We start from the raw sequence: 20664 nt of genomic DNA on the forward strand, positions 1-20664 counted from the left end.
GCACGGGACCACCGACGAGGCCCCCGCCGGGCCACCCCCCGGCCACCCCGAACGACTGTGCCCCGAAGTCCCGCTCAGCGAGGCGGAGATGACATGGGGGCGACAGCTGCTCGGGGCCCCCGGCCCGGACCCGTACGAACGCTGACGGTCCGAGCCGGCGAGGCTACGGAACCGGTCAGTGCCGGCGGGCGTGCGGAGCGGGGACAAGGCGCACCGCGGTGTTCAGGACATGATCGATCACATCGCGCGAGGGCTTGTCCGTGAGGTTGGTGAGCAGCCGGGCCAGCGTGTTGAGGAGGAACGGCGAGCCCATCACGTAACGGTTGAGCACGGGCTGGAAACCCGACCGGCTGAAGACCAGGTCGGCGGCCGTGTTGCCGAGCCGGTAGTAGCTGCCCCAGCGGCGGTTCATCTCCACCGGATAGTGGTGCAGCGCCCTCTCCCGCCGGGGGCCCGCCGGCAGCGCCAGCGCGAGTGCCGCGGTCTCGGCCGCGACCTCCCCGGCCTCCAGCGCCTGGCCGATGCCCTCACCGTTCCAGGGGCTGATCATGCCGCCCGAGTCGCCGACGAGGAGAAGGCCCCTGGTGTACAGCGGATGACGGTTGAAGCCCAGCGGCAGGGCGGCGCTGCGGACCGGCCCCTCCGCGTTCTCCTCGCACAGCCCCCATGCCTCGGGGGTCCGGGCCAGCCACCGGTCCAGGGTGGCCCGGAGGTCGGCCTTGCCGTGGCGGCGGTGGGGGATGGCGCCGAGACCCACGTTGACGCGGCCGTCGCCCATCGGGAAGATCCAGCCGTAGCCGGGCAGATAGCGGTCGCTCCGCGGATACCGGAGGTCGGCCCAGAGCTCCAGGTACTCCTCGCGGGAACGCCCGGGACTCCGGTAGTAGCGGCGGGCCGCCGTGGCGATCTGCCGCTTCGTGTCCCGCTGCAGTCCCATCGCGAGCGCGAGCCGTGCCGAGGCACCGTCCGCGGCGATGACGACCGGGGCCCGGTGCACCACCGGATCTCCCGCACCGGACACCGCCGTGACCCCGGTGACGCGGCCGGCCCGGTCGGTCACGGGATCCGTCACCTTCACACCGGTACGCAGCCGGGCCCCGGCCGCCACCGCGTGACGGGCCAGGATGTCGTCGAAGTCGTGTCGGCTGCGCGTGAGACCGAAATCCGGATAGCCGCCCAGCGCCGGCCAGTCGATCCGAACCTGCCGTTCGCCGGCCACCCAGCGCATCCCGCGGGACCGGGTCCAGCCGGGGGCCTTGATGTCGACGCCCATGCGGATGAGCTGGTGCACCGCGCGCGGGGTCAGGCCGTCCCCGCACACCTTCTCCCGCGGGAACACGGACTTCTCCAGCAGCAGCACGTCGACGCCCGCTCTCGCGAGGTGGAAGGCGGCGGACGACCCGGCCGGTCCCGCACCCACCACGATCACCTGTGCCTCCTCGGACCGGCTGGAGGCCACGGCTCCGTCCGCGGCGGACAGAGCGGAAGGAGCGGACTGGTCTGCGTGCGCTTCCCGCATGGGAACCCTTTCCTGGGACGGCCGGCACCACCGCCCGCGGACGGCGGCCCTCGTACACCGACATCCTGCCGGGTCGCGCCGCCGCGCGGCAGGGCGGTCGACGCCCCCGCGCGCGCCTGCGGGACCGCGGCCGCCCGTTCACGCAGTGCCCGGCCTCCGGCGGACCGCTCCGGAACGCGCCCCGGGGCCGCACGGCGTGCGGCCCCGGAGGAGTGACGGATGAGTGGGGGAGAAGGCGAAGGAGTCAGTACGGCAGCGGGCGTCCGGACGGCGTGCGCAGATCGAGCGGCGGCGGCCGGGAGGGAAGCTGGGGACGTCGGACGATCCTGATGCGGCCCACTGACACCACCTCCTGTCGGTAATCCGTCCTATGCCCTGACGGTGTGCCGTTCACACGTCCAGCGGTCATCCACGACGCCCGGGCCCGGCGGGCGGCCCCGGCGAATCGTGTTACACCTGAAGATGTGGGTGGTACAGGTCGGTTCGGCACGCGGTTTCGCCACTCCGCCCGGCAGCCGCATCGACACGATGACGGACGCCCGGGCGGTGACGAGCCCACGCCGTCCGGCCCGGGCACCCGCCGGCCCGCACCGCTCCGCAGGCTGCGCACCCTCTTCAGCGTCCACACGGTGGCCGGCCAGGTGTTCGTCCTCATGCTGGGAATCGTGACGCTGCTCGTCGTGGCGGCCGTCGTCGCCCTGGTGGTGCAGGGCAGACGGGACAGCATGAAGGAGGCGCGGACCCGGTCGCTGAGCGTCGCGGAGACCTTCGCCCACGCGCCCGGAGTCGCGGCCGCCCTCGACAGCAGGGACCCCACGGCCGTACTGCAGCCCCGCGCCGAGGAGATCCGGCGCAGCACGGGCGTCGAGTACGTCGTCGTGGCCGGGACCAACGGCATCCGCTACACCCACCCCGACATCGCACTGATCGGCAAGCGCATCCTCGGCCCGTACAAGGAGGCGCTGGAGGGCGACGCCTTCACGCGTACCGTCACCGCCAGCCGGGGCCTCGCGGTCAACTCGGTGGTGCCCGTGGAACGGCGCGACGGCACGTCCGCGGGCCTGGTGTCCGTGGGCATCAAGGTCGACACCATCAACCGACTCGCCTATCCGAGCCTCCCGCTCGCTCTCGGCGCCGCGGTGGTCGCCCTCGCTCTCACCGCCGGTGGCGCGGGCCTGGTCAGCCGGCGCCTGGGCCGGCAGACGCGCGGCCTGGGACCCGCCGAGATGACCCGGATGTACGAACACCACGACGCGGTGCTCCACGCCGTCCGTGAAGGCGTCCTCATCCTCACCGCCGACGGCCGGCTGGCCCTGGCCAACGACGAGGCCCGCCGTCTCCTGGGGCTTCCCGCCGACGCCGAGGGCCGCTCCGTGACGGACCTGGGGCTGGACCCCCGCACCGCGGAGCTGCTGGCCTCCGGCCGGACGGCCACGGACGAACTGCGGCCCGCGGGGAACCGGCTGCTGGCCGTCAACCTCCGCCCCACGGGCGAACGCGGCGGACAGCCCGGCACGGTCGCCACCCTGCGGGACACCACGGAACTGCAGGCCGTCACCGGCCGGGCGCAGACCGTACGCGAACGCCTGCTGCTTCTGTACCGTGCGGGAGCCCGCATCGGGACGACCCTCGACGTCACCACGACCGCGCGCGAACTGGCGGAGGTCGCCGCGCCCGGATTCGCCGACTGCGCGACGGTCGACCTCGCCGACTCCGTACTGCGCGGAGAAGAACCGGAACCGCCCTCCGGGAACGTGATGGACATGCGGCGCACCGCCGTGAGCGGTGTCGGGCCCGACCACCCCCTCTACCCGCTGGGCCGCGTGATCGGCTTCGTGCCGACCAGCGCCGAAGGCATCGGCAGCAGCAGCGGCCACACCTGGGTCGTGCCCGATCTCGCCGCCTCCCAGCAGTGGCGCCTGCCCGACCCCGACCAGGCGGCACGGATCCTGGAGTACGGATTCCACTCGCTGCTCTCCGTGCCCCTGCACGCGCGCGGGGTCATCCTCGGCATGGCCAACTTCTGGCGCGCGCAGAACGAGGCCCCTTTCGACACCGAGGACCTGTCCTTCGCCGAGGAACTGGTGGCCCGCGCGGCGGTCAGCGTCGACAACGCCCGCCGCTACACCCGCGAGCACGAGATGGCCGTGACCCTGCAGCGCAGTCTGCTCCCGAGCGGCCTTCCGGAACAGAACGCCCTGGACGTCGCCTACCGCTACCTGCCGGCGCAGGCGGGAGTGGGCGGGGACTGGTTCGACGTGATCCCGCTGTCCGGCGCCCGGGTCGCCCTCGTCGTCGGCGACGTCGTCGGGCACGGCCTGCACGCCGCGGCCACCATGGGCCGGCTGCGCACCACGGTGCACAACTTCTCCACGCTGGACCTGCCGCCGGACGAACTCCTCGGCCACCTCGACGAACTCGTCGGCCGGATGGACCAGGACGAGGAGGCCGGCGGCGGGGGGATCACCGGGGCCACCTGTCTGTACGCGATCTACGACGCGGTCTCCGGGCGCTGCTCGGTGGCCCGGGCCGGCCACCCCGGGCCCGCGCTCGTCCTGCCCGACGGCACCGTGGAGTTCCCCGAGATCCCGGCCGGTCTGCCGCTCGGCATCGGCGGCATGCCCTTCGAGGCGACCGAGCTGGAGGTGCCCGAGGGCAGCCGTCTGGTGCTGTACACGGACGGACTGATCGAGCGTCGCGACCGGGACATCGACGACGGCCTGGAACAGCTGCGGAGCGCTCTGGCCGGCCGCGAACGCACACCGGAGGAGACCTGCGACGACGTGCTGGAGGCGCTGCTGCCCAGCCGCCCGGGCGACGACGTGGCCCTGCTGGTGGCGCGCACCCGCATCCTGGACCCGGCCCGCCGCGTCCAGTGGCAGGTGGACCCGGACCCCGCGGCCGTCGCCGGTGTGCGCAGGGAAGCCACCCGCTGGCTCACGGACCGGGGCCTGGACGAGGAGGGGTTCGTCACCGAACTGATCCTGAGCGAACTCGTCACCAACGCCATCCGCTACGGCTCCGAGCCGATCAGCGTCCGGCTGCTGTACGACCGGGCGCTGATCTGCGAGGTGTCGGACTGCAGTAGCACCTCCCCGCACCTGCGCTATGCCGCGACGACGGACGAGGGCGGCCGTGGGCTGTTCCTCGTCGCCCAGTTCGCCGAGCGCTGGGGCACCCGCTACACCGAGCGCGGCAAGGTCATCTGGTCCGAGCAGACGCTCGACGGGCCGCCGCCCGGAGAGGGGTAGAAGGCCGACGGGGCCCGGCAGCGACTGCCGGGCCCCGCCGATCGGCCGGATCACCTCACGCGTGGCGTCAGGGGAAGGACACCACGTTGGAGGGAACGGTCGAGGTGCCGGAGGTGGGTGATCCGGTGTTGTTGATGACGTGTTCGTACTGGCCCTGGCCGCCGAGGGAGACGACGAGCAGGTCGTGGAACTTCACGCCGGGCTTCACCGGTGCCTGGAATCCGTGGTCCTGGCGGATGGTGGGGTCGACGTTGAAGTAGCAGTAGCTGCCCAGGCCCCAGCCTTCGTGGGTGGTGACGGAGTCGTCGACCTTGTAGGCCGCGTACCCCTTGGTGGCACCGTTCTGGATGGCGGCCTGGTTCGGGGCGTCGTACGCCTTCTCGTTCTGGAAGAAGACCGTCTTCCCCCTCTCGCCGGACCAGCGGACGTCGTACTTGTTGAAGTGCTCCACGAACAGACCGGTCGCGAGGACGTCGTCGCCGTTGACCTGGAGGCCGTAGTCGGCCCGGTTGGTCTCCCAGCCGACCCCGTCGCCGTGGTCCGCGCGCCACAGCCAGGTGTGGTCGATGATCGTGTCGTCGTTGTTGATGACCATGCCGGTCGTGGCCTTGCCGGCCCCCGCGCCGCCGACCCGGACGAACACGTCCTGGACGGTCGTGGGGTTGGCCGCGTGGTCGGCGGAGGCACCGTCGGGGCCGACCTGGACGAGCACCTGGGAGTTCTGCGGACCGGCGTCGACGAGCAGTCCGGCGAGCTTCACACCGTCCACGTCACCGACCTTGATGGCCGTGACCCCGTTGTCCGGGATGATCGTGGCCAGACCGAGCCCCAGCACGACCGTGTTGGCGCGGTCGATGTCGATCGTCCGGTCGACGTGGTAGATCCCGGGCGTGAACAGCAGGTGCAGACCCTGCTGCACCGCCGCGTTGATCGTGGCGGCGGAGGCCCCCGGCTTGACCACGTAGAACTGGCTCAGCGGGATGGACTCGCCCTGCGGCGTGCCGTTCCACGAGACGCCGCGCGCGTTGGTGCGCTTGGCGGGGACGAAGACCTTGTAGTCGTTGCCGTCGAGGTAGAGGAACGGCTTCTCCCGGGAGACGGGGGTGTTCTCCAGGGTGGTGTACGGGGGGTTCGGGAAGCTCTGGGCGGGTGCGCCCTCGACGCCGGAGAACGTCATGTTCCAGACGCCGTTGCCCCAGCTGCCGATCGAGCTGTCGCGGGTGTACCACTGCTGCTGCGAGTACGGGCCGACCTGGCCGTCGATCTTGCTGTCGGCGATGTACCCGCCGCTCGCCCAGCCGTAGCCGTTCGGCGCGAGGTTCAGTCCGCCCTTGACGTGCATGCGGCGGAAGGGCGCGGCCTGGGAGACGGCCCAACGGTCGGTGCCGCTCACCGGGTTGAGCGCGAGGTTCTCCGCCGAGCGCCAGAAGTTCTGGGTGGCGTTGCCGTTGAACCAGCCCGCGTCGACGGTCACATCACCGTTGAACGTGGTGTCGTCCGGTTTGAGCCCGAGACCGGCGATCTGGGTGTAGAAGCCGATCTGGGCATTGATGTTGTTGTACGTGCCCGGCTTGAACATCAGCGCGTAGCGGCCGGTGCCGAACTGCGCCGACTCCTGCTGCTTGAAGACCTCGTCGACCTTGGCCTGGATGTTCGGCGTCGACGGGTCGAAGACCAGGACGTTCGGGCCGAGGTCGCCGCCGCCCGGGATCTGGGGGCCGCCGCCGGTGGTGCCGAACACCTGGAACTCCCAGAGCGAGTACCCGTACTGGGTGGCCCTGGTGGTGCCGGTCAGCCGGACGTAGCGGGCGTTGCCGGAGACGTTGAGCGTCTCGGTGCCGCCGGGGCTCGTGGTGGTCGAGTAGGCGGTGCTCCAGGTGCTGTCGTCCGTGGAGAACTCGATCCGGTAGCTCTTGGCGTAGGCGTTCTCCCACTTCAGGGCGATCTGGCTGACGGAGGCGGTGGAGCCCAGGTCGACCTTGATCCACTGGGGATCGGAGAACGCGCTGGACCAGCGGGTGCCGTTGTCGCCGTCGACGGCGGCGGTGGCGGGGGTGCCGCCGTTCTCCTGGCTGGAGGTGGTCACCGTCCTGCCCTGCGAGAGAAGCGAGGGCGCCGCACTGGCGGAGGTGGACGGCACGAACGCCAGCAGCGAGACGACGAGACCGGCGACAGCGGTCAGCACGCCGGTGCGTCTTCTTCCGGCCGCGGGCGCGGGTCTGCGGAACAAGGGGGGTGTGTACATGGGGGCTTGTCTCCTGAGTCGCGGTAGCGGGTGCACGACACGAAGCCGGAGAGCGCTCTCTCCGGCCGATGGGGATACTTCTCCCTTGCGTCCCCACACGTCAATAGGTGTGCAACACGTCCTTCTCCAGGCGCTGTTGAGAACAAGAATTGACGACGGTTACCTCCTGATTGCCCCGATTGCCTACTCCTTGGCGCTGTCCCGGCTACTCTCCTGACGGGTCGTTGATTCAGGTGATGATGTTGCGGGAAGGCTCAATGAGGGCGGGGCTTCTCGGTGTTGCTCGCATGGCCTGACGGTGGCAGGGGGTCCGGAGGAACGGGCCGTGAGTGGCGTGTACCGGCAACCGCCGCGCCTGTTACCGGACATCTTGCCGACGCCTGGGGGACAGTGGACCCGGCTGCTCGCTATCCTCCGGGTCATGAGCCGTGAGCGTGGCACGCGTGGCGCCGCTGACCAGGCGCGACGGGGTTCCGGGTGAACGAGGCGATGGGTCCTGTTCCGGCGGACGCCCGTACCGCGGAGGCGTGGCGGTCGTTCGGAGCCCGGTTACGCCAGTGGCGCAGACGGGCCGGGTTCACCCAGGCCCAGGTGGGTGCCCGGGTCGGGTACGACCACACCGCCATCAGCAAACTGGAGCACGGCAGTCGGCGGACGCCATTGCCGCTGGCCCGAAAGCTGGATGAACTGCTATCGGCTGAGGGCGAGTTGGTGTCCTCCTGCGAGGCGGCCGAGGAGCAGGAGCGTGCGGGAGGCCTGCCCGGCGCGCCGACGCCCGTACGCAGCGGCCCCTTGCCCGGGGAGCCCGCCGGTGGTGCACTGCGCTCGATGCTTCCGCCGGGTACCGTCCTGCCCGCGAGCCTGCCCGCCTACGGACTCGTCTGCCCGCTGCACGGCCGCGACGGCTGCGCGGTCCCCGTCCTCGCGGACGTCATCGAACTGCACGCGGCCTTCTGCGCGCTGGGCCCCGACGCGCGGTCACGCCCCGCCCTGGACCACGATACCGTGCACGCGCTCACCGCCCTGCTCGCGGTCTGTCTGCGCGCCGACGAGGAACGGGCCTGGCCCGGGGCGACCGCCGTGGTCGAGGGCACGCTGCACGCCATGCTCCGCTGGATGGCGCTTCCCGCCGCTTCGTACCAGGCCCAACTGGCCCCACTGGCAGCCGAGTACGCGCAGTCGGCGGGCTGTCTGCGACTGCTGTGGGGCCGCAACGGGACCGCGATGGCCTGGCTCGACCGCTCACTGCAGTGGGCCGCCATCGCCGGACGCGTCGGAACCCAGGTCGCTGCGCTCAGCGACATGAGCACCCTGGCCCGGCTGGAGGGTGACGGCCCGTCGGCGCTCGCCTACGGCGGGGCGATCGGCGAGGCCGCCGCGGGCCGGCACTGGGCGGGTGCCATGAGCGACCTGTACCAGGCGCGCGGACACGCCGTCCGCGGCGACGCCGCCCGGACACTGCGGCACATCGACCGGGCCTGGTCACAGATGGACCGCGCCGGCGAGCACGACGAGACGGAGGCGCCCTGGCTCTCGGTCGCCTCCGTGCGTCTGCGGGTGGAGTCGGGTGCGGCCGGCGCGCTGCGCGATCTCGCCGCGGCCACCGGTGACCGCCGGTTCGCGCTCCGCGCGATCGGGGCGGCCGGCACCGCGCTCGGGCTGCTGCCGCCCGGTATGCATTCGGCGCGGATGCTGTTCCTGGCCCGGATGGCCGACGCCCATGCGTGCGCCGGCGACCCGGCGGCGGCGCAGTCCGTGGCGGGCCCGGTCCTGGACACCACCGAGATCAATCCGGCGACGCTGCTCGGCCAGGAACTGCGCGGCCTCCACGCGAGGCTGGCGGCCCCGGGGCGCCGCCCGGAGACCGACGACTTCGTCAGGAGGCTGGCGGCGGCGGTCCGCTGACACGCCGAAGGCGGGGCGTGTGGATCACGCCCCGCCCCCGGTTCCCCCGGCGGTGGATCAGCTCACGTCCAGGGCCACGTCGTCCAGGACGAAGCTGGTCTGGAGGTAGGCGTCCTCCTTACTGGTGAACCCCAGCGTCACCGTCTGCCCCGCGGCGGAGCCGACGTCGAAGGACTGCTGGACATAGCCGCTGCTCGCATCGAGATTCGAGTACGTCGCCAGTGTCCGGGATCCCAGTTTCACGGTGAACGTGTCGTACGCGGTCGGATCACCCGCCGACTCGTCCGTGTCGGTGCTCAGGTAGAACGACAGCCGGTAGGTCGAGCAGCCCGTCGGAACGGTGACCGACTGTGTGGCCGTGTCGCTGTGGGTGCTGCCCCAGCCGCCGAACCACGCCTGGTACGCACCGCTGTGCGCGGGCTTCTCGGAGGTCCGGTTGTTGATGATCCCGTCCGTCTGGGTCCACGGCGTGGTGCCGTTCTCGAAGCCGCCGTTGGCGACGACCTGCCGTGCCTGGCAGGTTCCGCCGCCCCCGACGACCAGCGAGTACGTGGTGGTGTGGGTGGCGGTGCCCGTCCCGGTCACGGTGAGGGTGTACGTGCCCGCGGTGACCTGAGCCCCGGCGGAGACGGTCATCGTGGACGAGGAGCCCGACTGCACGGAGGACGGGGCGAACGAGACGGTGACCCCGCTCGGCGCACCGGAGGCGGTGAGCCGCACGCTCTGCGCGGAGCCGCCTGTGGTGGCCGTGGACACGGTCGCGGTGACGGAGGCGCCCGGCTGGACACTGCCGGACACCGGGTTCACCGAGACGGAGAAGTCGTCGGCCGGCGCGGTGGTGCCGACGGCCGTCTTCCACACCGTGTAGGCGATCCCGTCCGCGCTGCGGTTGAGCGCGGTCGCGTTGATGTTCGCCGTCGTGTCGCACGACTGGTGGTAGCACGGATCGTACGAACGGCCGGCGGTGCCGCCCCACTTGGTCGCCTGGGCGGACGACTTGGTGGCACTGGCACCGGTCGCGTAGCCCGAGGTGGCGATGCCGCCCTGCTGGAACGAGTAGTCGTCGGAGCGGCCCTGGCCCTCGACGTTCTCCTCCGGGGCCAGGCCCAGCGAGGTCCAGTACTCCTTCATCGGGGCCGATGCGGCGGAGTTCAGGTTGTTGATGAAGTAGCCGCCGTTGGTGGAGGCGACCATGTCGAAGTTGTAGTAGGCGGAGATGGCCGACCGCTGGGCGGCGGAGAGCTGGCCGACGTAGTACTCGGAGCCTTCCAGGCCCTGCTCCTCGCCGTTCCACCAGGCGAAGCGGACATGCTTGGTCATCGTCGGGTTCTGCTGCGCCAGGGCGAGCGCGTTCTCCAGCAGCGTGGCGGAACCGGAGCCGTTGTCATTGATTCCGGGACCGGCGGCCACGCCGTCGAGATGGGCACCGAACATCACGGTCCGGTCGGCCGGTCCGCCCGGCCAGTCCGCGATCAGGTTGTTCCCGCGGTAGGTGCAGGTGGTGCAGGTCTGCTCGCTGACGGTGTAGCCGGCCGCCTGGAGCTTGCCCTTCACATAGGCGAGCGAGGCGGTGTATCCGCTGCTGCCGGCCCGGCGGTTGCCGCCGTTCTGCGAGGCGATGGTGTTGAACTGGGTCAGATGCGTCTGCACGTTGGCGACACTGATGTCGGGGGCCGTGCCGCCCGGGTTCCCGCCGTCACCGATGGTCAGGGTGTACTGCGCGGTGTGCTCCTGGGTGCCCGCACCCTTCACGGTGAGGGTGTACGTACCGGGCGCGGCGGCCGACGTGGTCGACACGGTCATGGCCGAGGTCGCGCCGGACTGCACCGAGGGCGGGCTGAAGGAGACGGTCACGCCGCTCGGCTGACCGGTCGCCGACAGGTTCACCGTCTGCGCGCTGCCGGATGACACGGTAGTCCTGACCGTGGCCGTCACCGAGCTGCCCTGCTTCACCGAGCCGGAGGCCGGGTCGAGCGACAGGGAGAAGTCGTTGTTGCCGCTCGGGGCACAGGTCGGATCGCCGCTCTGGGCGGGGACGCTCACCGCGTCCCAGGCCGCCTTCGCCCGGTTGAACAGCACACAGGTGGCGTCGAGATTCTTGGCCGAGGTCAGCGTGGCGGTGCGGTAGCGCTTGTACGTCATGCCGCTGGTCTTGAGCAGCATGCCGCCGTAGAAGACCTTGCCGGCGCTCTGGATGCCCACGCCGGTGACCGAGGAGTTGTTGCAGGTGGGGCTGGAGGGCTTGCCGCCACCGGGGTTCGAGCCCTCGGCCAGCAAATAGAACCAGTGGTTCAGGGGGCCGGCCGCCGCGTGCTCCTCGGTGCTGGGTATGGAGGAGCTGTAGCAGTTCGGGTCGCCGATCTGCCCGGGGTTGTACATGATCCGGATCGGCCCGTTGCCCACCAGGTTGATCTTCTCGCCGACGGTGTAGTCCGGGTCGTCGTACGGTGCCGGCTCGTTGGTGTACGCCTCGGTCAGCGCGCCCATGATGTCGCCGGTGGCCTCACCGAGACCGGACTCGTTGTTGGCGCCGCCGGGGGTGTACTGGTCGATGCCGTGGCCGAACTCGTGGCCCACGACGTCCATGGCCGCGATCCACTGGTTGGCGTTGTTGTGGCCGATGGAGACGGTGGAGCCGTCCCAGTACGCGTTCACGTCGTTGAGCCCGACCTTGACCGGCCAGCTGCGGCCGTTCCCGTCATGGCCGTTGCGTCCGAGCCAGTCGCGCAGCATGTCCCACTCGTGCTGGGCCGCCCACATGACGTCGACGCAGCCGGTCTCCTTGCTGGAGGCGCTGCCGGTTCCCCAGGAGTCGCTCGACTTGGTGAAGACGCTCCCGGTGCTGTAGTCGGCGCAGCTCAGCCCGGGGCGGGCCGGGTCGCGGAGCGAGTAACTGCCGCCCGAGGAAGTGGTGTTGATGGAAAGGGGGGACGGGCCGTTCCACTGGCTGTTGCCGGTCCCGGCCTTGACGTCGTCGTAGCTGTCGAGCACCTTGCCGGTGCCCGCGTCGACGAAGACGTGCAGCCGGCTCGGCGCCTTCGCGGTCCGGCCGGTGAGCACGGTCTCCCAGGCCAGCCGGGACTTGGTGCCCGTGGCCCGGACGACCAGCCGGTGGCTGTCGACCCGTTCCACCGTGCGCAGTTCCCCGCGTGACGTGGCCTCGGCGGCCTTGGCGGAGACGGTCGCGGTGACCGGCACGTTGATGCGCCGGGAGACCGCCGACTGGGATCCGCGGACGCGTCCCTTGGAGTCGGCCACCACGACGGCGTCGCCGCCGACGACCGGCAGGCCGCGGTAGGTGCGTTCGTAGGCGATGGAGTAGAGCCCGTTGACCCAGGGGGTCACCATCTGCCGCTCGTACCGCTCTTCGGGCCCCTTGGCCAGGGCGTCGAGACCACTGGCCGCCGCCCGGTCGGCGGCCGACACGGCGGCCGATAGCGCGGTCGGGGCAGGCGGCGGAGACGGTTCTGCAGAAGCTGACTGGCTGCTCGTGGCGACCAGCATTCCGGCGAGGACGGCCAGGGTTGTCCCGGCCGTCATCGGTCTGCGTTTCATCGAGGCTCCTCGGTTCGTGGGGACCTCGGTCACGGGCAGCGGCGTGGGCGGACCCGTCGGCACGGGCCTTCCGCCCAGGTGGTGTCCGTGATCGGGCGACCGAACACTCACACGTGGGCATGACCCCGTCAACGAACTACGGGTGCGCGGAGAAGGCTTGGCAAGTCTGGTCAAGTCGGCATGGTGCGATCGCACAGACGGCTCACAGGGAGCGGTGAGGGCGAAGGAGCCGGGAGGGATGTCGAGCGGTGCCGGGCCCGGAAGGGGGCTGGACAGGATGATGGCGTGGATCTATCCTGCACACGCAGCAAGTAGCGTTGGCGACAGACGCGTTGGCGCAAACTTACCACGAATCATTGAATCAGGCAATCTTTCTGACGTGCCGTTATGTGCCCTATCAGCTCACCGTTTCATGGAAGGCATCACTCTTGACCTCGGAAACCCCCGACGCAGCGGCTGCCGGCACATGGCGGCTCGGCGATCTGACCGTCAACCGGATCGGCTTCGGCGCCATGCGCCTGACGCAGAACGGTGCCGCGTTCAGTGACGAACGCGGCCCGCACGACCGGGACCGGGCGATTTCCGTGCTCCGCCGTGCCGTTGAGCTCGGCGTGAACCACATCGACACCGCGGCCTTCTACTTCTCGCCCCTGCGCTCCGCCAACGAGCTGATCAACCGGGCACTGGCTCCGTACGGCGACGACCTGGTCATCACGACCAAGGTCGGCCCGGGACGCGGCCCCTCGGGCGACTGGCTGAACTGGGCGCGCCCCGGGCAACTGCGCGGACAGGTCCAGGAGAACATCCGCCAGCTGGGCCGCGACCACCTCGACGTGGTGAACCTGAGGGCGAACGGGCCCGGCCCGGTCGGCGAACAGTTCGGTGCGCTGGCCGAACTGCGCAAGGAGGGACTCATCCGTCATCTGGGCCTCTCCAACGTCGGCCCGGACCAGATCGCCGAGGCCCGGGCCATCGCGCCCGTCGTCTGTGTGCAGAACAGGTACGGCATCGGCGAACGGCGGGCGGACTCCGAGGACATCCTGCGAACCTGCGGCGAACTCGGCATCGCATTCGTGCCGTTCTACGCGATCGCCGCCGGAGGCCGCGAGGCGGGTGCGGACCTCACCGCCGAGCACGAGGTGCTGCTCGACATCGCCCGGGCCCACGACGCGTCCCCCGCCCAGGTCAGGCTCGCCTGGACGCTGCGCAGGGGCCCGCACGTCCTGGCGATCCCGGGCACGGGCAACCCCGCTCATCTGGAGGCCAACGTGGCGGCGGGCGCCCTGCGGCTCACCGACGCGGAGGCCGGCCGGCTCACCGCCCTGGGGCAGGAAGCCGGCTGACCGCCGACCGGGGCGGGGAGCGAGGCGTCCCGCCCCGGAGCCTGCGGCCGCTGCGGCGGAGCCCCGGACCGGCCACCCGGCGGACGTAGCATGATCGCCATGGAACAGCGAGAACTGGGCAGGACCGGGCGGAACGTATCGGTCGTAGGACAGGGCACATGGCAGCTCGGCGGGGACTGGGGCGAGGTGCGCGAAGCCGATGCCTTCGACGTCCTCGACGCCGCCGTCGGGGCGGGCGTCACTTTCTTCGACACCGCGGACGTGTACGGGGACGGACGCAGCGAACAGCTCATCGGCCGCTATCTGAAGGAGCGCCCCGACGCGGGCGTCCTGGTCGCGACCAAGATGGGCCGTCGCGCCGACCAGGTGCCGGAGAACTACGTCCTGGACAACTTCCGTGCCTGGAACGACCGCTCACGGGCCAACCTCGGGGTCGACACCCTCGACCTCGTGCAGTTGCACTGCCCGCCCACGGCGGTCTACTCCTCGGACGAGGTCTATGACGCCCTGGACACGCTCGTGGCCGAGCAGCGGATCGCCGCATACGGGGTGAGCGTCGAAACCTGTGCCGAGGCGCTGACGGCCATCGCCCGCCCCGGTGTCGCGAGCGTGCAGATCATCCTCAACCCGTTCCGTCTCAAGCCGCTGGACGAGGTCCTGCCGGCCGCGCGCGCGGCCGGCGTCGGCATCATCGCCCGCGTGCCGCTCGCCTCCGGTCTGCTGTCCGGGAAGTACACCGCGGACACCGTCTTCGCACCCGAGGACCACCGCGCGTACAACCGGCACGGGGAGGCGTTCGACCAGGGCGAGACCTTCTCCGGGATCGAGTACGGCACCGGGCTGGCGGCGGCGGCCGAGTTCGCCGGACTCGCTCCCGACGGGGCGACGCCCGCGCAGACGGCGCTGCGCTGGATCATCCAGCAGCGCGGTGTCACCAGCGTCATCCCCGGAGCCCGTTCGGTGGAGCAGACCCGCGCCAACGCGGCCGCGGCGGCGCTGGAGCCGCTGCCGCAGAACACGCTCGACGCGGTGCGCGACCTGTACGACCGCAGGATCCGCGCGGCGGTCCACGACCGCTGGTGACGCGGTATCAGCGGCCGGGCCCGGGGGAGGGCGGCCCGCTCTGCGTGGTGCCGTCCTCCGGGGTGGTGGCCGAGCTGGAATCGGGGGAGAACAGGCTCATCCCCAGGTAGACGGCGGCGAGGAAGGCCACCGTTCCCGCGATGGCGCTGGCCACTCTGGGCCGGCGTCTGATGGCTTCGCGGGTGCTGCGCCGCCGGCTGTTCCGGGGCCGGGCCGCCGCCCGCCGTCCACGGCCGTGCGCCTGGGGCAGCCGGTACGTCGTCGGAGCGCCGGGGTCCGCAGCCGGGCGCTGAGCGACCGGCGAGGGCGTCGGCGCGTGGACGGCGGCCGGAGCTCGCGGAGGCGCGGGCCGGTGCCGCGGCAGCGGTTCCGGCCGCCCCCGCCAGGCCTCGCTTTGGAACCAGTCGGCGACCTGCTGCGCGGTGGGCCGGTCCTCAGGCTGCTTCGCGAGCAGGCCCAGCAGGTACGAGTCGAAGGCCGCGGACATGTCCACGCCGCGCTGTCGCAGCGGCACAGGAGGCGTGTCCACGTGCTGGTACAGGGTCGCGGTCGGAGTGTCCGAGCGGAACGGCGGCTGGCCGAGCAGCAGTTGGTAGATGACACAGCCGAGGGAGTACATGTCCGAGGCGGCACCGGCGGTCCGGCCGAGGGCCCGTTCCGGAGCGAGGTAGAGGCTCGTGCCGACGATATGCCCCGTCGTGGTGAGAGCGGCCGAGGGGTCGTCGACGAACTGGGCGATGCCGAAGTCGCCGATCTTGACAGAGCCTTCCGCGTCCAGCATCAGGTTCCCCGGCTTGATATCCCGGTGGACGATTCCCTGCCGGTGGGCCGCCGCCAGCCCGGCGGCCGCCTGGCCGGCGATCCGGGCGACCTGTTCCGGCCCCAGCCGCTCCTGCGACAGGAGCAGGTCGGAGAGGCTCCTGCCCTCGACGAGTTCCATCACCAGGAAGAGCCGGTCCTCCCAGGACCCGAAGTCGAAGACGGCCACCAGATGCGGATGGCTCAGCCGGGCGGCGGTCTGGGCCTCCAGCCGGAACCGCGCGGTCGCCGACTCGTCGGCGTGTTCACCGAGCAGCAGCTTCACGGCGACGGACCGGCCGAGGACCTCGTCCGTGGCCCGCCAGACCTCACCCATTCCGCCACGGCCGATGGCGGATATCAATCGGTACCGCCCAGCAACCAGCACCTGTGCACACCTATCTCGAATAGCTCGCGTGTCTCGAACAGCTCGGGCCGAGGACCGCTCCGGCTGCCGCGGCGGCGACCTCGCCGGGAACGAGGGACGGGGTGGGGGCACGCGGCAAGATCAGGATATCCGGCGCGGGAGCCCGGGGCGACCGGCCGCCGTCGCACCCCGGCCGCTCCGGCCGTGACGGCCCGGCAGGCCCGCCCCGCAGCCGGCGCCGGGCCGCGCTCAGGAAGCCGGACCGGGCCCGTTCGGCGCCGGGGCGGTTGCGGGAAACAGCCAGGCGTACGCGGCCTGAGCGGTGAACTCGTCCTGCCCGCCGGGGAAGAGGAGCCCTGCCGTGGCGAACGCCGGGTCGGTGGCGCACGCCGGTACATAGGGAACCGCGATGCAGCGCATTCCCGCCGCGTGCGCGGCCCGCGCGCCCGGTACCGCGTCCTCCACCACCACACAGTCGGCGGGCGCGGCCCCCAGACGGCGGGCGGCCTCCAGGAACACGTCCGGCTCCGGCTTCCCGCGTGGCACCTCGGCGGCCGAGACATACGTGGTGAAGAAGGCGTCCAGGCCGGTGCTCGTCAGCACGGTCTCGATCGCGGCCGGGGTCGAGCCGGACGCCACGGCCACGGGGACGCCCCGGCCGTGCAGCAGCTCGACGAACTCCCGCATCCGGGGGAAGACTTCGGTCGACTTCCGCGCCAGCTCCAGATAGATCGCGTCCTGACCGGCCACCAGCTCGCCGGCGGAGGCGGCGATGCCGTACTCGGTGCGCAGGACCGTCAGCGCCTCCAGGTTGCTGATCCCGATGAAGCGGGCGTTCTGCTCCCAGGTGAAGCCGGGCACGCCGTACCGCTCGAGGAGCAGGCGCATCGACTCGTAGGCGTTCGGCTCACTGTCCACCAGGGTGCCGTCCAGGTCGAAGATGACCGAAAGGGCGCCTGCTCGTTCTGAGTTCATGGTGGCCATGGTCTGAGCCGGGCGGTCAGGTCCGTTCCGGCGGACCGGCATCGGGCGCGCCCTGGCCGCGTCCGGGCGAGGCCGTCCGGCCCACCGACTCCACCAGCGGCAGCAAGCGGTGCGCCACCCGTTCGCGCAGCGCCACCTCGGTCCGGGTCCTGACGACGCCCGGCAGCTGGATCAGCCGCTGGATCACGTCCTCCAGATGGCCGTTGTCCCGCGCCACCACCCGGGTCAGCAGATCGCCGCCGCCCGTGGTGGAGAACGCCTCGATGATCTCCGGCACGGCGGCAAGAGCCTCGCCGACGGCGTCGAGATGCCCCTGCGTCACTTCCAGGTGCACGAAGGCGAGCACCGGATGGCCGAGGGCGGCGGGGGAGAGGAACGGGCCGCTGCCGGTGATCACACCGTCTCGTTCGAGGCGGTCGATCCGGGCCTGGAGGGTGCCCCGGGCGATCGACAGGATCCGCGCGTACTCGCGCACGCTCGTCTGCGGCTGCTCGATGAGAAGCCGCAGGATCCGCGTGTCGAGCGCGTCCACCGCCATGGTCCGCCGGCCTTTCCCTGGTACGTCGTCCGGGGCAGCGACTGTACCAATGGCGCACTGCCGGTCCGCAGTGCCGGAGGTCCGCCCCCGGCCCCTCGCGCCGGCGGGCACGGGGCCGGGGGCGGTGGGGACGTCAGAAGTTCACGTCGGAACAGGCGTAGAACGCGTTGCCCGTGTCCGAGATGGTCCAGACGCCGAGGATCAGGTGCTTGCCGGACTTCTGCGGCAGCACACCCGAGTGGGTCACGGTCGAGCCCGGCTGCCTGCCGCCGAAGGGAACGGTGAGGAAGGGCTGCGGTTCGAGGTCGGCGCGGGTGAGCGGCCGGGACGGGTCGTAGCCGTCCCGGGTGATGTAGTACCGGAAGTCGGTCGTCGCGTGACGGGCCTCGATCCGCCAGCGGAAGGTGTAGTTCTGTCCGGCCGACACCTGGGTGGCGGGCCAGGCGCCGCCCCGAGGGTCGTCGAGTTCGGAGAAGCGGCCGATGCCGCCCGAGCAGATGTGGCCGTCGGCCGGTCCGCGGGTGGGGAATCCCTTGGGCCCCTCGACGCTCGGCGGCTCCCACTGGATCTGGCCGCAGTGCTTGACGGTGCCGATCCCGCAGAGTTGCTGGCGGCTGATCGGCGAGTCGGTGTAGCCGTGGCTCTGCGCGCTGCTGGATGTGGCGAACAGCGCCACACCGGCCAGGCCGAGCCCGGCCAGTAAGGAAGTGATCTTTCTGCGCATACGTCGCTCCTGGAGATGTGGGGTGATGTCCGGAGAGTTCTGCGGTCTAGACCAAGGGTGAGCGTAGTGATGTCAACTCCGTGTGTCCATACCGTCGGAAGCGGGCGGTGCGGAGGGGGCGACTGCCTGGATCACGCGGCCCGGCCCGGGGACGGAGGGGCTGCGGGGCATCGCCCGGCACTCACGACTGCGGGCCCTTCCATTCGAACATCAGAATCGTCGCGTCGTCGCGGAGGCCGGTGCTCTCCGAGTCCAGCAGGGAATGGATGAGCCGGCGCAAGGTCTCCGGTGCGAGTTCTCCGGCAGCGGCGGCGCGTACGACGTAGTCGACGAATCGTTCGAGGCCGAACTCCGTGCCGTTGCGCATCCGGGACTCGGTCGCGCCGTCCGTGTACATCAGCACGCGGTCCCCCCGCTCCAGTGCGATCCGGTGGACCGTGCGCGGTTCGGACGCGAAAGCGAAGGGGGAGCCCATGGGCGGGTCCGCCTCCTTCTCCATCGCGTGCGGGACCAGGGCACGGTTCCGGATGAGCAGCGGCGCCGGATGACCGCAGTTGCTCCAGCGCAGGACGCCGGAGGCCAGGTCCAGCTGGGCCAGGATCCCCGTACAGAACTGTTCGGGAAGCCACCGTGTGAGTGCCGCGTCGACACTCTCGACGAGCTGGGGCAGATCGGCTCCCGTGCGACGCGCGTTGCGGCAGGCGGCCAGAGTGACGGAGGTGGCGAGGCCCGAGGCCAGGTCGTGCCCCATCGAGTCGAGGATCGAGGCGTGCAGGGTCGTAGGCGTGAGGGCGTGGTCGAACCCGTCCCCGGCGATCTCGTACGCAGGCTCCAGGACGGCCGTGGACACGACGTGCGCCGTACCGATCGTGCGGGGCGGCAGGAAGGCCCGGAGCAGTTCGGTGGGCAACTTCATGGGTTCCGTGCGGGTCCGGGAGACGAACGAATCCTTGTAGGACCGTTTGGAGGTGATCATCATGGCGAGGAGGGAGGCGAGGACCCGGGCGCGGCGCAACAGCACGGCGTCCAGCGTCGTGGTCAGCACCGCCACGACGCCCAGGCGTTCCGCACCGTCCACCAGAGGCAGCCGCGCTGTCAGGCCGCCCATGTCCGCTTCCTCCACCCGCAACGACTGGGTGCGATACGCCCAGCCCGCCAGCGAGCCGTCGATGTCGAGGTCGGGGCCGTGGCCCGTCAAGGGGATCAGGACGTGCTGCTGCACATCGGTCAGATAGACCACTGAATGCTGCAGACCGAGGGCCTTGGAGCAGCGGTCCACGGCTGTCGTCAGGTCGAGGGCCGAATTTGCCGGGTCGGCCAGAAAGTCGCCCAGAAGGTCATCGCTCGCGGACGCCGCCATTCCTCCGCCTCTCCCGTCACGTCGCCTGCCCGTCCCACGTGGGTAGTCTCGCCCGGGCGCGTGCCTCACGCACGGCGGGCGCTCCCGTTCCGGAGCTGCGGAGGGCCGTGGCGGCCACCCGCCATTGCCCGGGCGCAGGCCCCTGCACATACTTGGCCGGACCGATTCCGTACGGGGGACCCTTCATGACAGAGAACATCAGCGCGCACTCCGGCACCTCCGTCGTGGCGGACAGGGACGGGGAACCCATGGTGCGGGTGGAGAACCTGCACCGTTCCTACGGCTCCGGGGCCGCCGCCGTCCACGCCCTGCGCGGCGTCTCCTTCGAGGTCGCGCGCGGTGAGCTGGTCGCGCTCAAGGGCCGGTCGGGCTCCGGCAAGACGACACTCCTCAACCTGGTCGGCGGGTTCGACGCCCCCGACGAGGGTCGCGTCACCGTGGGCGGCACCGATCTGTCGGACCTCGGTGAGGACGGCCTGCTGGAGCTGCGCCGCGACCGGATCGGGTTCATCTTCCAGTCCTTCGGTCTGATCCCGATCCTGACGGCCGCCGAGAACGTCGGTGTGCCGATGCGCCTGCGCCGGACCGATCCGAAGGAGCGCGACGAGAGGGTCGAGCTGCTCCTCGCGCTGGTCGGACTCGCCGACCACGCGGAGCAGCGGCCCGGTGAGCTCTCCGGCGGCCAGCAGCAACGTGTCGCCATCGCCCGCGCACTCGCCAACCGGCCCGCCCTGCTGATCGCCGACGAACCGACGGGTCAGCTGGACGCGGAGACCGGTCTCGCGGTGATGGAGCTGCTGCGGGCCGTGGTGCGGGCCGAAGGCGTGACGGCGCTGGTCGCCACGCACGACGCCACGCTGCTGGGCCTGGCCGACCGGGTGCTCGAACTCAACGACGGCCATATCGTCGAGCACGTCTGACGCGCGGCCGGAGCGCCGCATTTCGGTGTTCACACACCGAAATGCGGTCACAATTCGATCAAGTCGTGGGTG

14 protein-coding genes are annotated in these 20664 nt (G+C 71.2%); 6 read left to right on the plus strand and 8 right to left on the minus strand.

Annotated elements, in window-relative coordinates:
* Window positions 1–145 (plus strand): DUF6059 family protein (locus EAO72_RS42440; RefSeq protein WP_315986282.1); only part of this gene is annotated, 145 nt, incomplete at its 5' end.
* A 30-nt stretch (window positions 146–175) separates the two neighbouring features.
* On the opposite strand, the gene EAO72_RS01615 is transcribed toward EAO72_RS42440, so the two are convergent.
* Window positions 176–1519 (minus strand): geranylgeranyl reductase family protein, encoded by a 1344-nt coding sequence (locus EAO72_RS01615; RefSeq protein WP_261991268.1) that lies wholly within the window; start codon window positions 1517–1519, stop codon window positions 176–178.
* Window positions 1520–2172: 653 nt separating this feature from the next.
* Between EAO72_RS01615 and EAO72_RS01620 the strand changes: the two genes are divergently transcribed.
* Window positions 2173–4770: a SpoIIE family protein phosphatase gene (locus tag EAO72_RS01620; protein ID WP_187284904.1), complete on the plus strand. Its 2598-nt coding sequence runs from the start codon at window positions 2173–2175 to the stop codon at window positions 4768–4770.
* A gap of 67 nt (window positions 4771–4837) precedes the next feature.
* Here EAO72_RS01620 and EAO72_RS01625 read toward each other — a convergent pair whose 3' ends face one another.
* Window positions 4838–7015, minus strand: coding sequence for a discoidin domain-containing protein (locus tag EAO72_RS01625; protein ID WP_148015361.1), 2178 nt, complete (start codon window positions 7013–7015; stop codon window positions 4838–4840).
* A 477-nt stretch (window positions 7016–7492) separates the two neighbouring features.
* Here EAO72_RS01625 and EAO72_RS01630 point away from each other — a divergent pair, with 477 nt between their 5' ends.
* Window positions 7493–8920 (plus strand): helix-turn-helix domain-containing protein, encoded by a 1428-nt coding sequence (locus EAO72_RS01630; RefSeq protein WP_148015362.1) that lies wholly within the window; start codon window positions 7493–7495, stop codon window positions 8918–8920.
* A gap of 57 nt (window positions 8921–8977) precedes the next feature.
* Here the strand turns inward: EAO72_RS01630 and EAO72_RS01635 are convergent, their stop codons facing one another.
* A complete protein-coding gene (locus EAO72_RS01635; RefSeq protein ID WP_148015530.1) occupies window positions 8978–12460 on the minus strand; it encodes a M28 family peptidase in 3483 nt (1160 codons plus the stop codon).
* A gap of 443 nt (window positions 12461–12903) precedes the next feature.
* Here EAO72_RS01635 and EAO72_RS01640 point away from each other — a divergent pair, with 443 nt between their 5' ends.
* Both EAO72_RS01640 and EAO72_RS01645 read left to right on the plus strand, forming a co-directional pair.
* Complete coding sequence (locus tag EAO72_RS01640; RefSeq protein WP_148015363.1) at window positions 12904–13818, plus strand: aldo/keto reductase; 915 nt, start codon at window positions 12904–12906, stop codon at window positions 13816–13818.
* 90 nt (window positions 13819–13908) lie between these two features.
* Window positions 13909–14901 carry an aldo/keto reductase gene (locus tag EAO72_RS01645; protein WP_148015364.1) on the plus strand — a complete coding sequence of 331 codons (993 nt, stop codon included), beginning with the start codon at window positions 13909–13911 and terminating at the stop codon, window positions 14899–14901.
* A gap of 7 nt (window positions 14902–14908) precedes the next feature.
* Here the strand turns inward: EAO72_RS01645 and EAO72_RS01650 are convergent, their stop codons facing one another.
* The 5 genes from EAO72_RS01650 to EAO72_RS01670 all read right to left on the minus strand — a co-directional run bounded on the left by EAO72_RS01650 (window position 14909) and on the right by EAO72_RS01670 (window position 19672).
* On the minus strand, window positions 14909–16087 hold the full coding sequence (locus EAO72_RS01650; RefSeq protein ID WP_222724060.1) for a serine/threonine-protein kinase: 1179 nt from the start codon (window positions 16085–16087) through the stop codon (window positions 14909–14911).
* 228 nt (window positions 16088–16315) lie between these two features.
* Window positions 16316–17041, minus strand: a complete 726-nt coding sequence (locus tag EAO72_RS01655) for an HAD family hydrolase (protein WP_410089933.1) — start codon at window positions 17039–17041, stop codon at window positions 16316–16318.
* 25 nt (window positions 17042–17066) lie between these two features.
* Window positions 17067–17588, minus strand: a complete 522-nt coding sequence (locus tag EAO72_RS01660) for an Lrp/AsnC family transcriptional regulator (protein WP_148015367.1) — start codon at window positions 17586–17588, stop codon at window positions 17067–17069.
* A gap of 133 nt (window positions 17589–17721) precedes the next feature.
* Window positions 17722–18312 carry a lytic polysaccharide monooxygenase auxiliary activity family 9 protein gene (locus tag EAO72_RS01665; RefSeq protein WP_148015368.1) on the minus strand — a complete coding sequence of 197 codons (591 nt, stop codon included), beginning with the start codon at window positions 18310–18312 and terminating at the stop codon, window positions 17722–17724.
* Between the two features lie 181 nt (window positions 18313–18493).
* On the minus strand, window positions 18494–19672 hold the full coding sequence (locus EAO72_RS01670; protein ID WP_148015369.1) for a PP2C family protein-serine/threonine phosphatase: 1179 nt from the start codon (window positions 19670–19672) through the stop codon (window positions 18494–18496).
* 185 nt (window positions 19673–19857) lie between these two features.
* Here EAO72_RS01670 and EAO72_RS01675 point away from each other — a divergent pair, with 185 nt between their 5' ends.
* The gene (locus tag EAO72_RS01675; RefSeq protein WP_148015370.1) at window positions 19858–20592 is read left to right on the plus strand and encodes an ABC transporter ATP-binding protein; all 735 of its coding nucleotides are present in this window, start codon (window positions 19858–19860) and stop codon (window positions 20590–20592) included.
* Window positions 20593–20664: the final 72 nt, after the last annotated feature.

Source organism: Streptomyces sp. OR43 (assembly GCF_008042275.1).
In the GTDB taxonomy this organism is placed as follows: Bacteria; Actinomycetota; Actinomycetes; order Streptomycetales; family Streptomycetaceae; genus Streptomyces.

Excerpts from the sequence above, each read along its gene's own strand:
- EAO72_RS01670 (WP_148015369.1), bottom strand. The coding sequence starts at position 19,672 with ATGGCGGCGTCCGCGAGCGATGACCTTCTGGGCGACTTTCTGGCCGAC.
- EAO72_RS01635 (WP_148015530.1), bottom strand. The coding sequence starts at position 12,460 with ATGACGGCCGGGACAACCCTGGCCGTCCTCGCCGGAATGCTGGTCGCC.
- EAO72_RS01675 (WP_148015370.1), top strand. The coding sequence starts at position 19,858 with ATGACAGAGAACATCAGCGCGCACTCCGGCACCTCCGTCGTGGCGGAC.
- EAO72_RS01655 (WP_410089933.1), bottom strand. The coding sequence starts at position 17,041 with ATGAACTCAGAACGAGCAGGCGCCCTTTCGGTCATCTTCGACCTGGAC.
- EAO72_RS01660 (WP_148015367.1), bottom strand. The coding sequence starts at position 17,588 with ATGGCGGTGGACGCGCTCGACACGCGGATCCTGCGGCTTCTCATCGAG.
- EAO72_RS01625 (WP_148015361.1), bottom strand. The coding sequence starts at position 7,015 with ATGTACACACCCCCCTTGTTCCGCAGACCCGCGCCCGCGGCCGGAAGA.
- EAO72_RS01665 (WP_148015368.1), bottom strand. The coding sequence starts at position 18,312 with ATGCGCAGAAAGATCACTTCCTTACTGGCCGGGCTCGGCCTGGCCGGT.
- EAO72_RS01615 (WP_261991268.1), bottom strand. The coding sequence starts at position 1,519 with ATGCGGGAAGCGCACGCAGACCAGTCCGCTCCTTCCGCTCTGTCCGCC.
- EAO72_RS01645 (WP_148015364.1), top strand. The coding sequence starts at position 13,909 with ATGATCGCCATGGAACAGCGAGAACTGGGCAGGACCGGGCGGAACGTA.
- EAO72_RS01620 (WP_187284904.1), top strand. The coding sequence starts at position 2,173 with ATGCTGGGAATCGTGACGCTGCTCGTCGTGGCGGCCGTCGTCGCCCTG.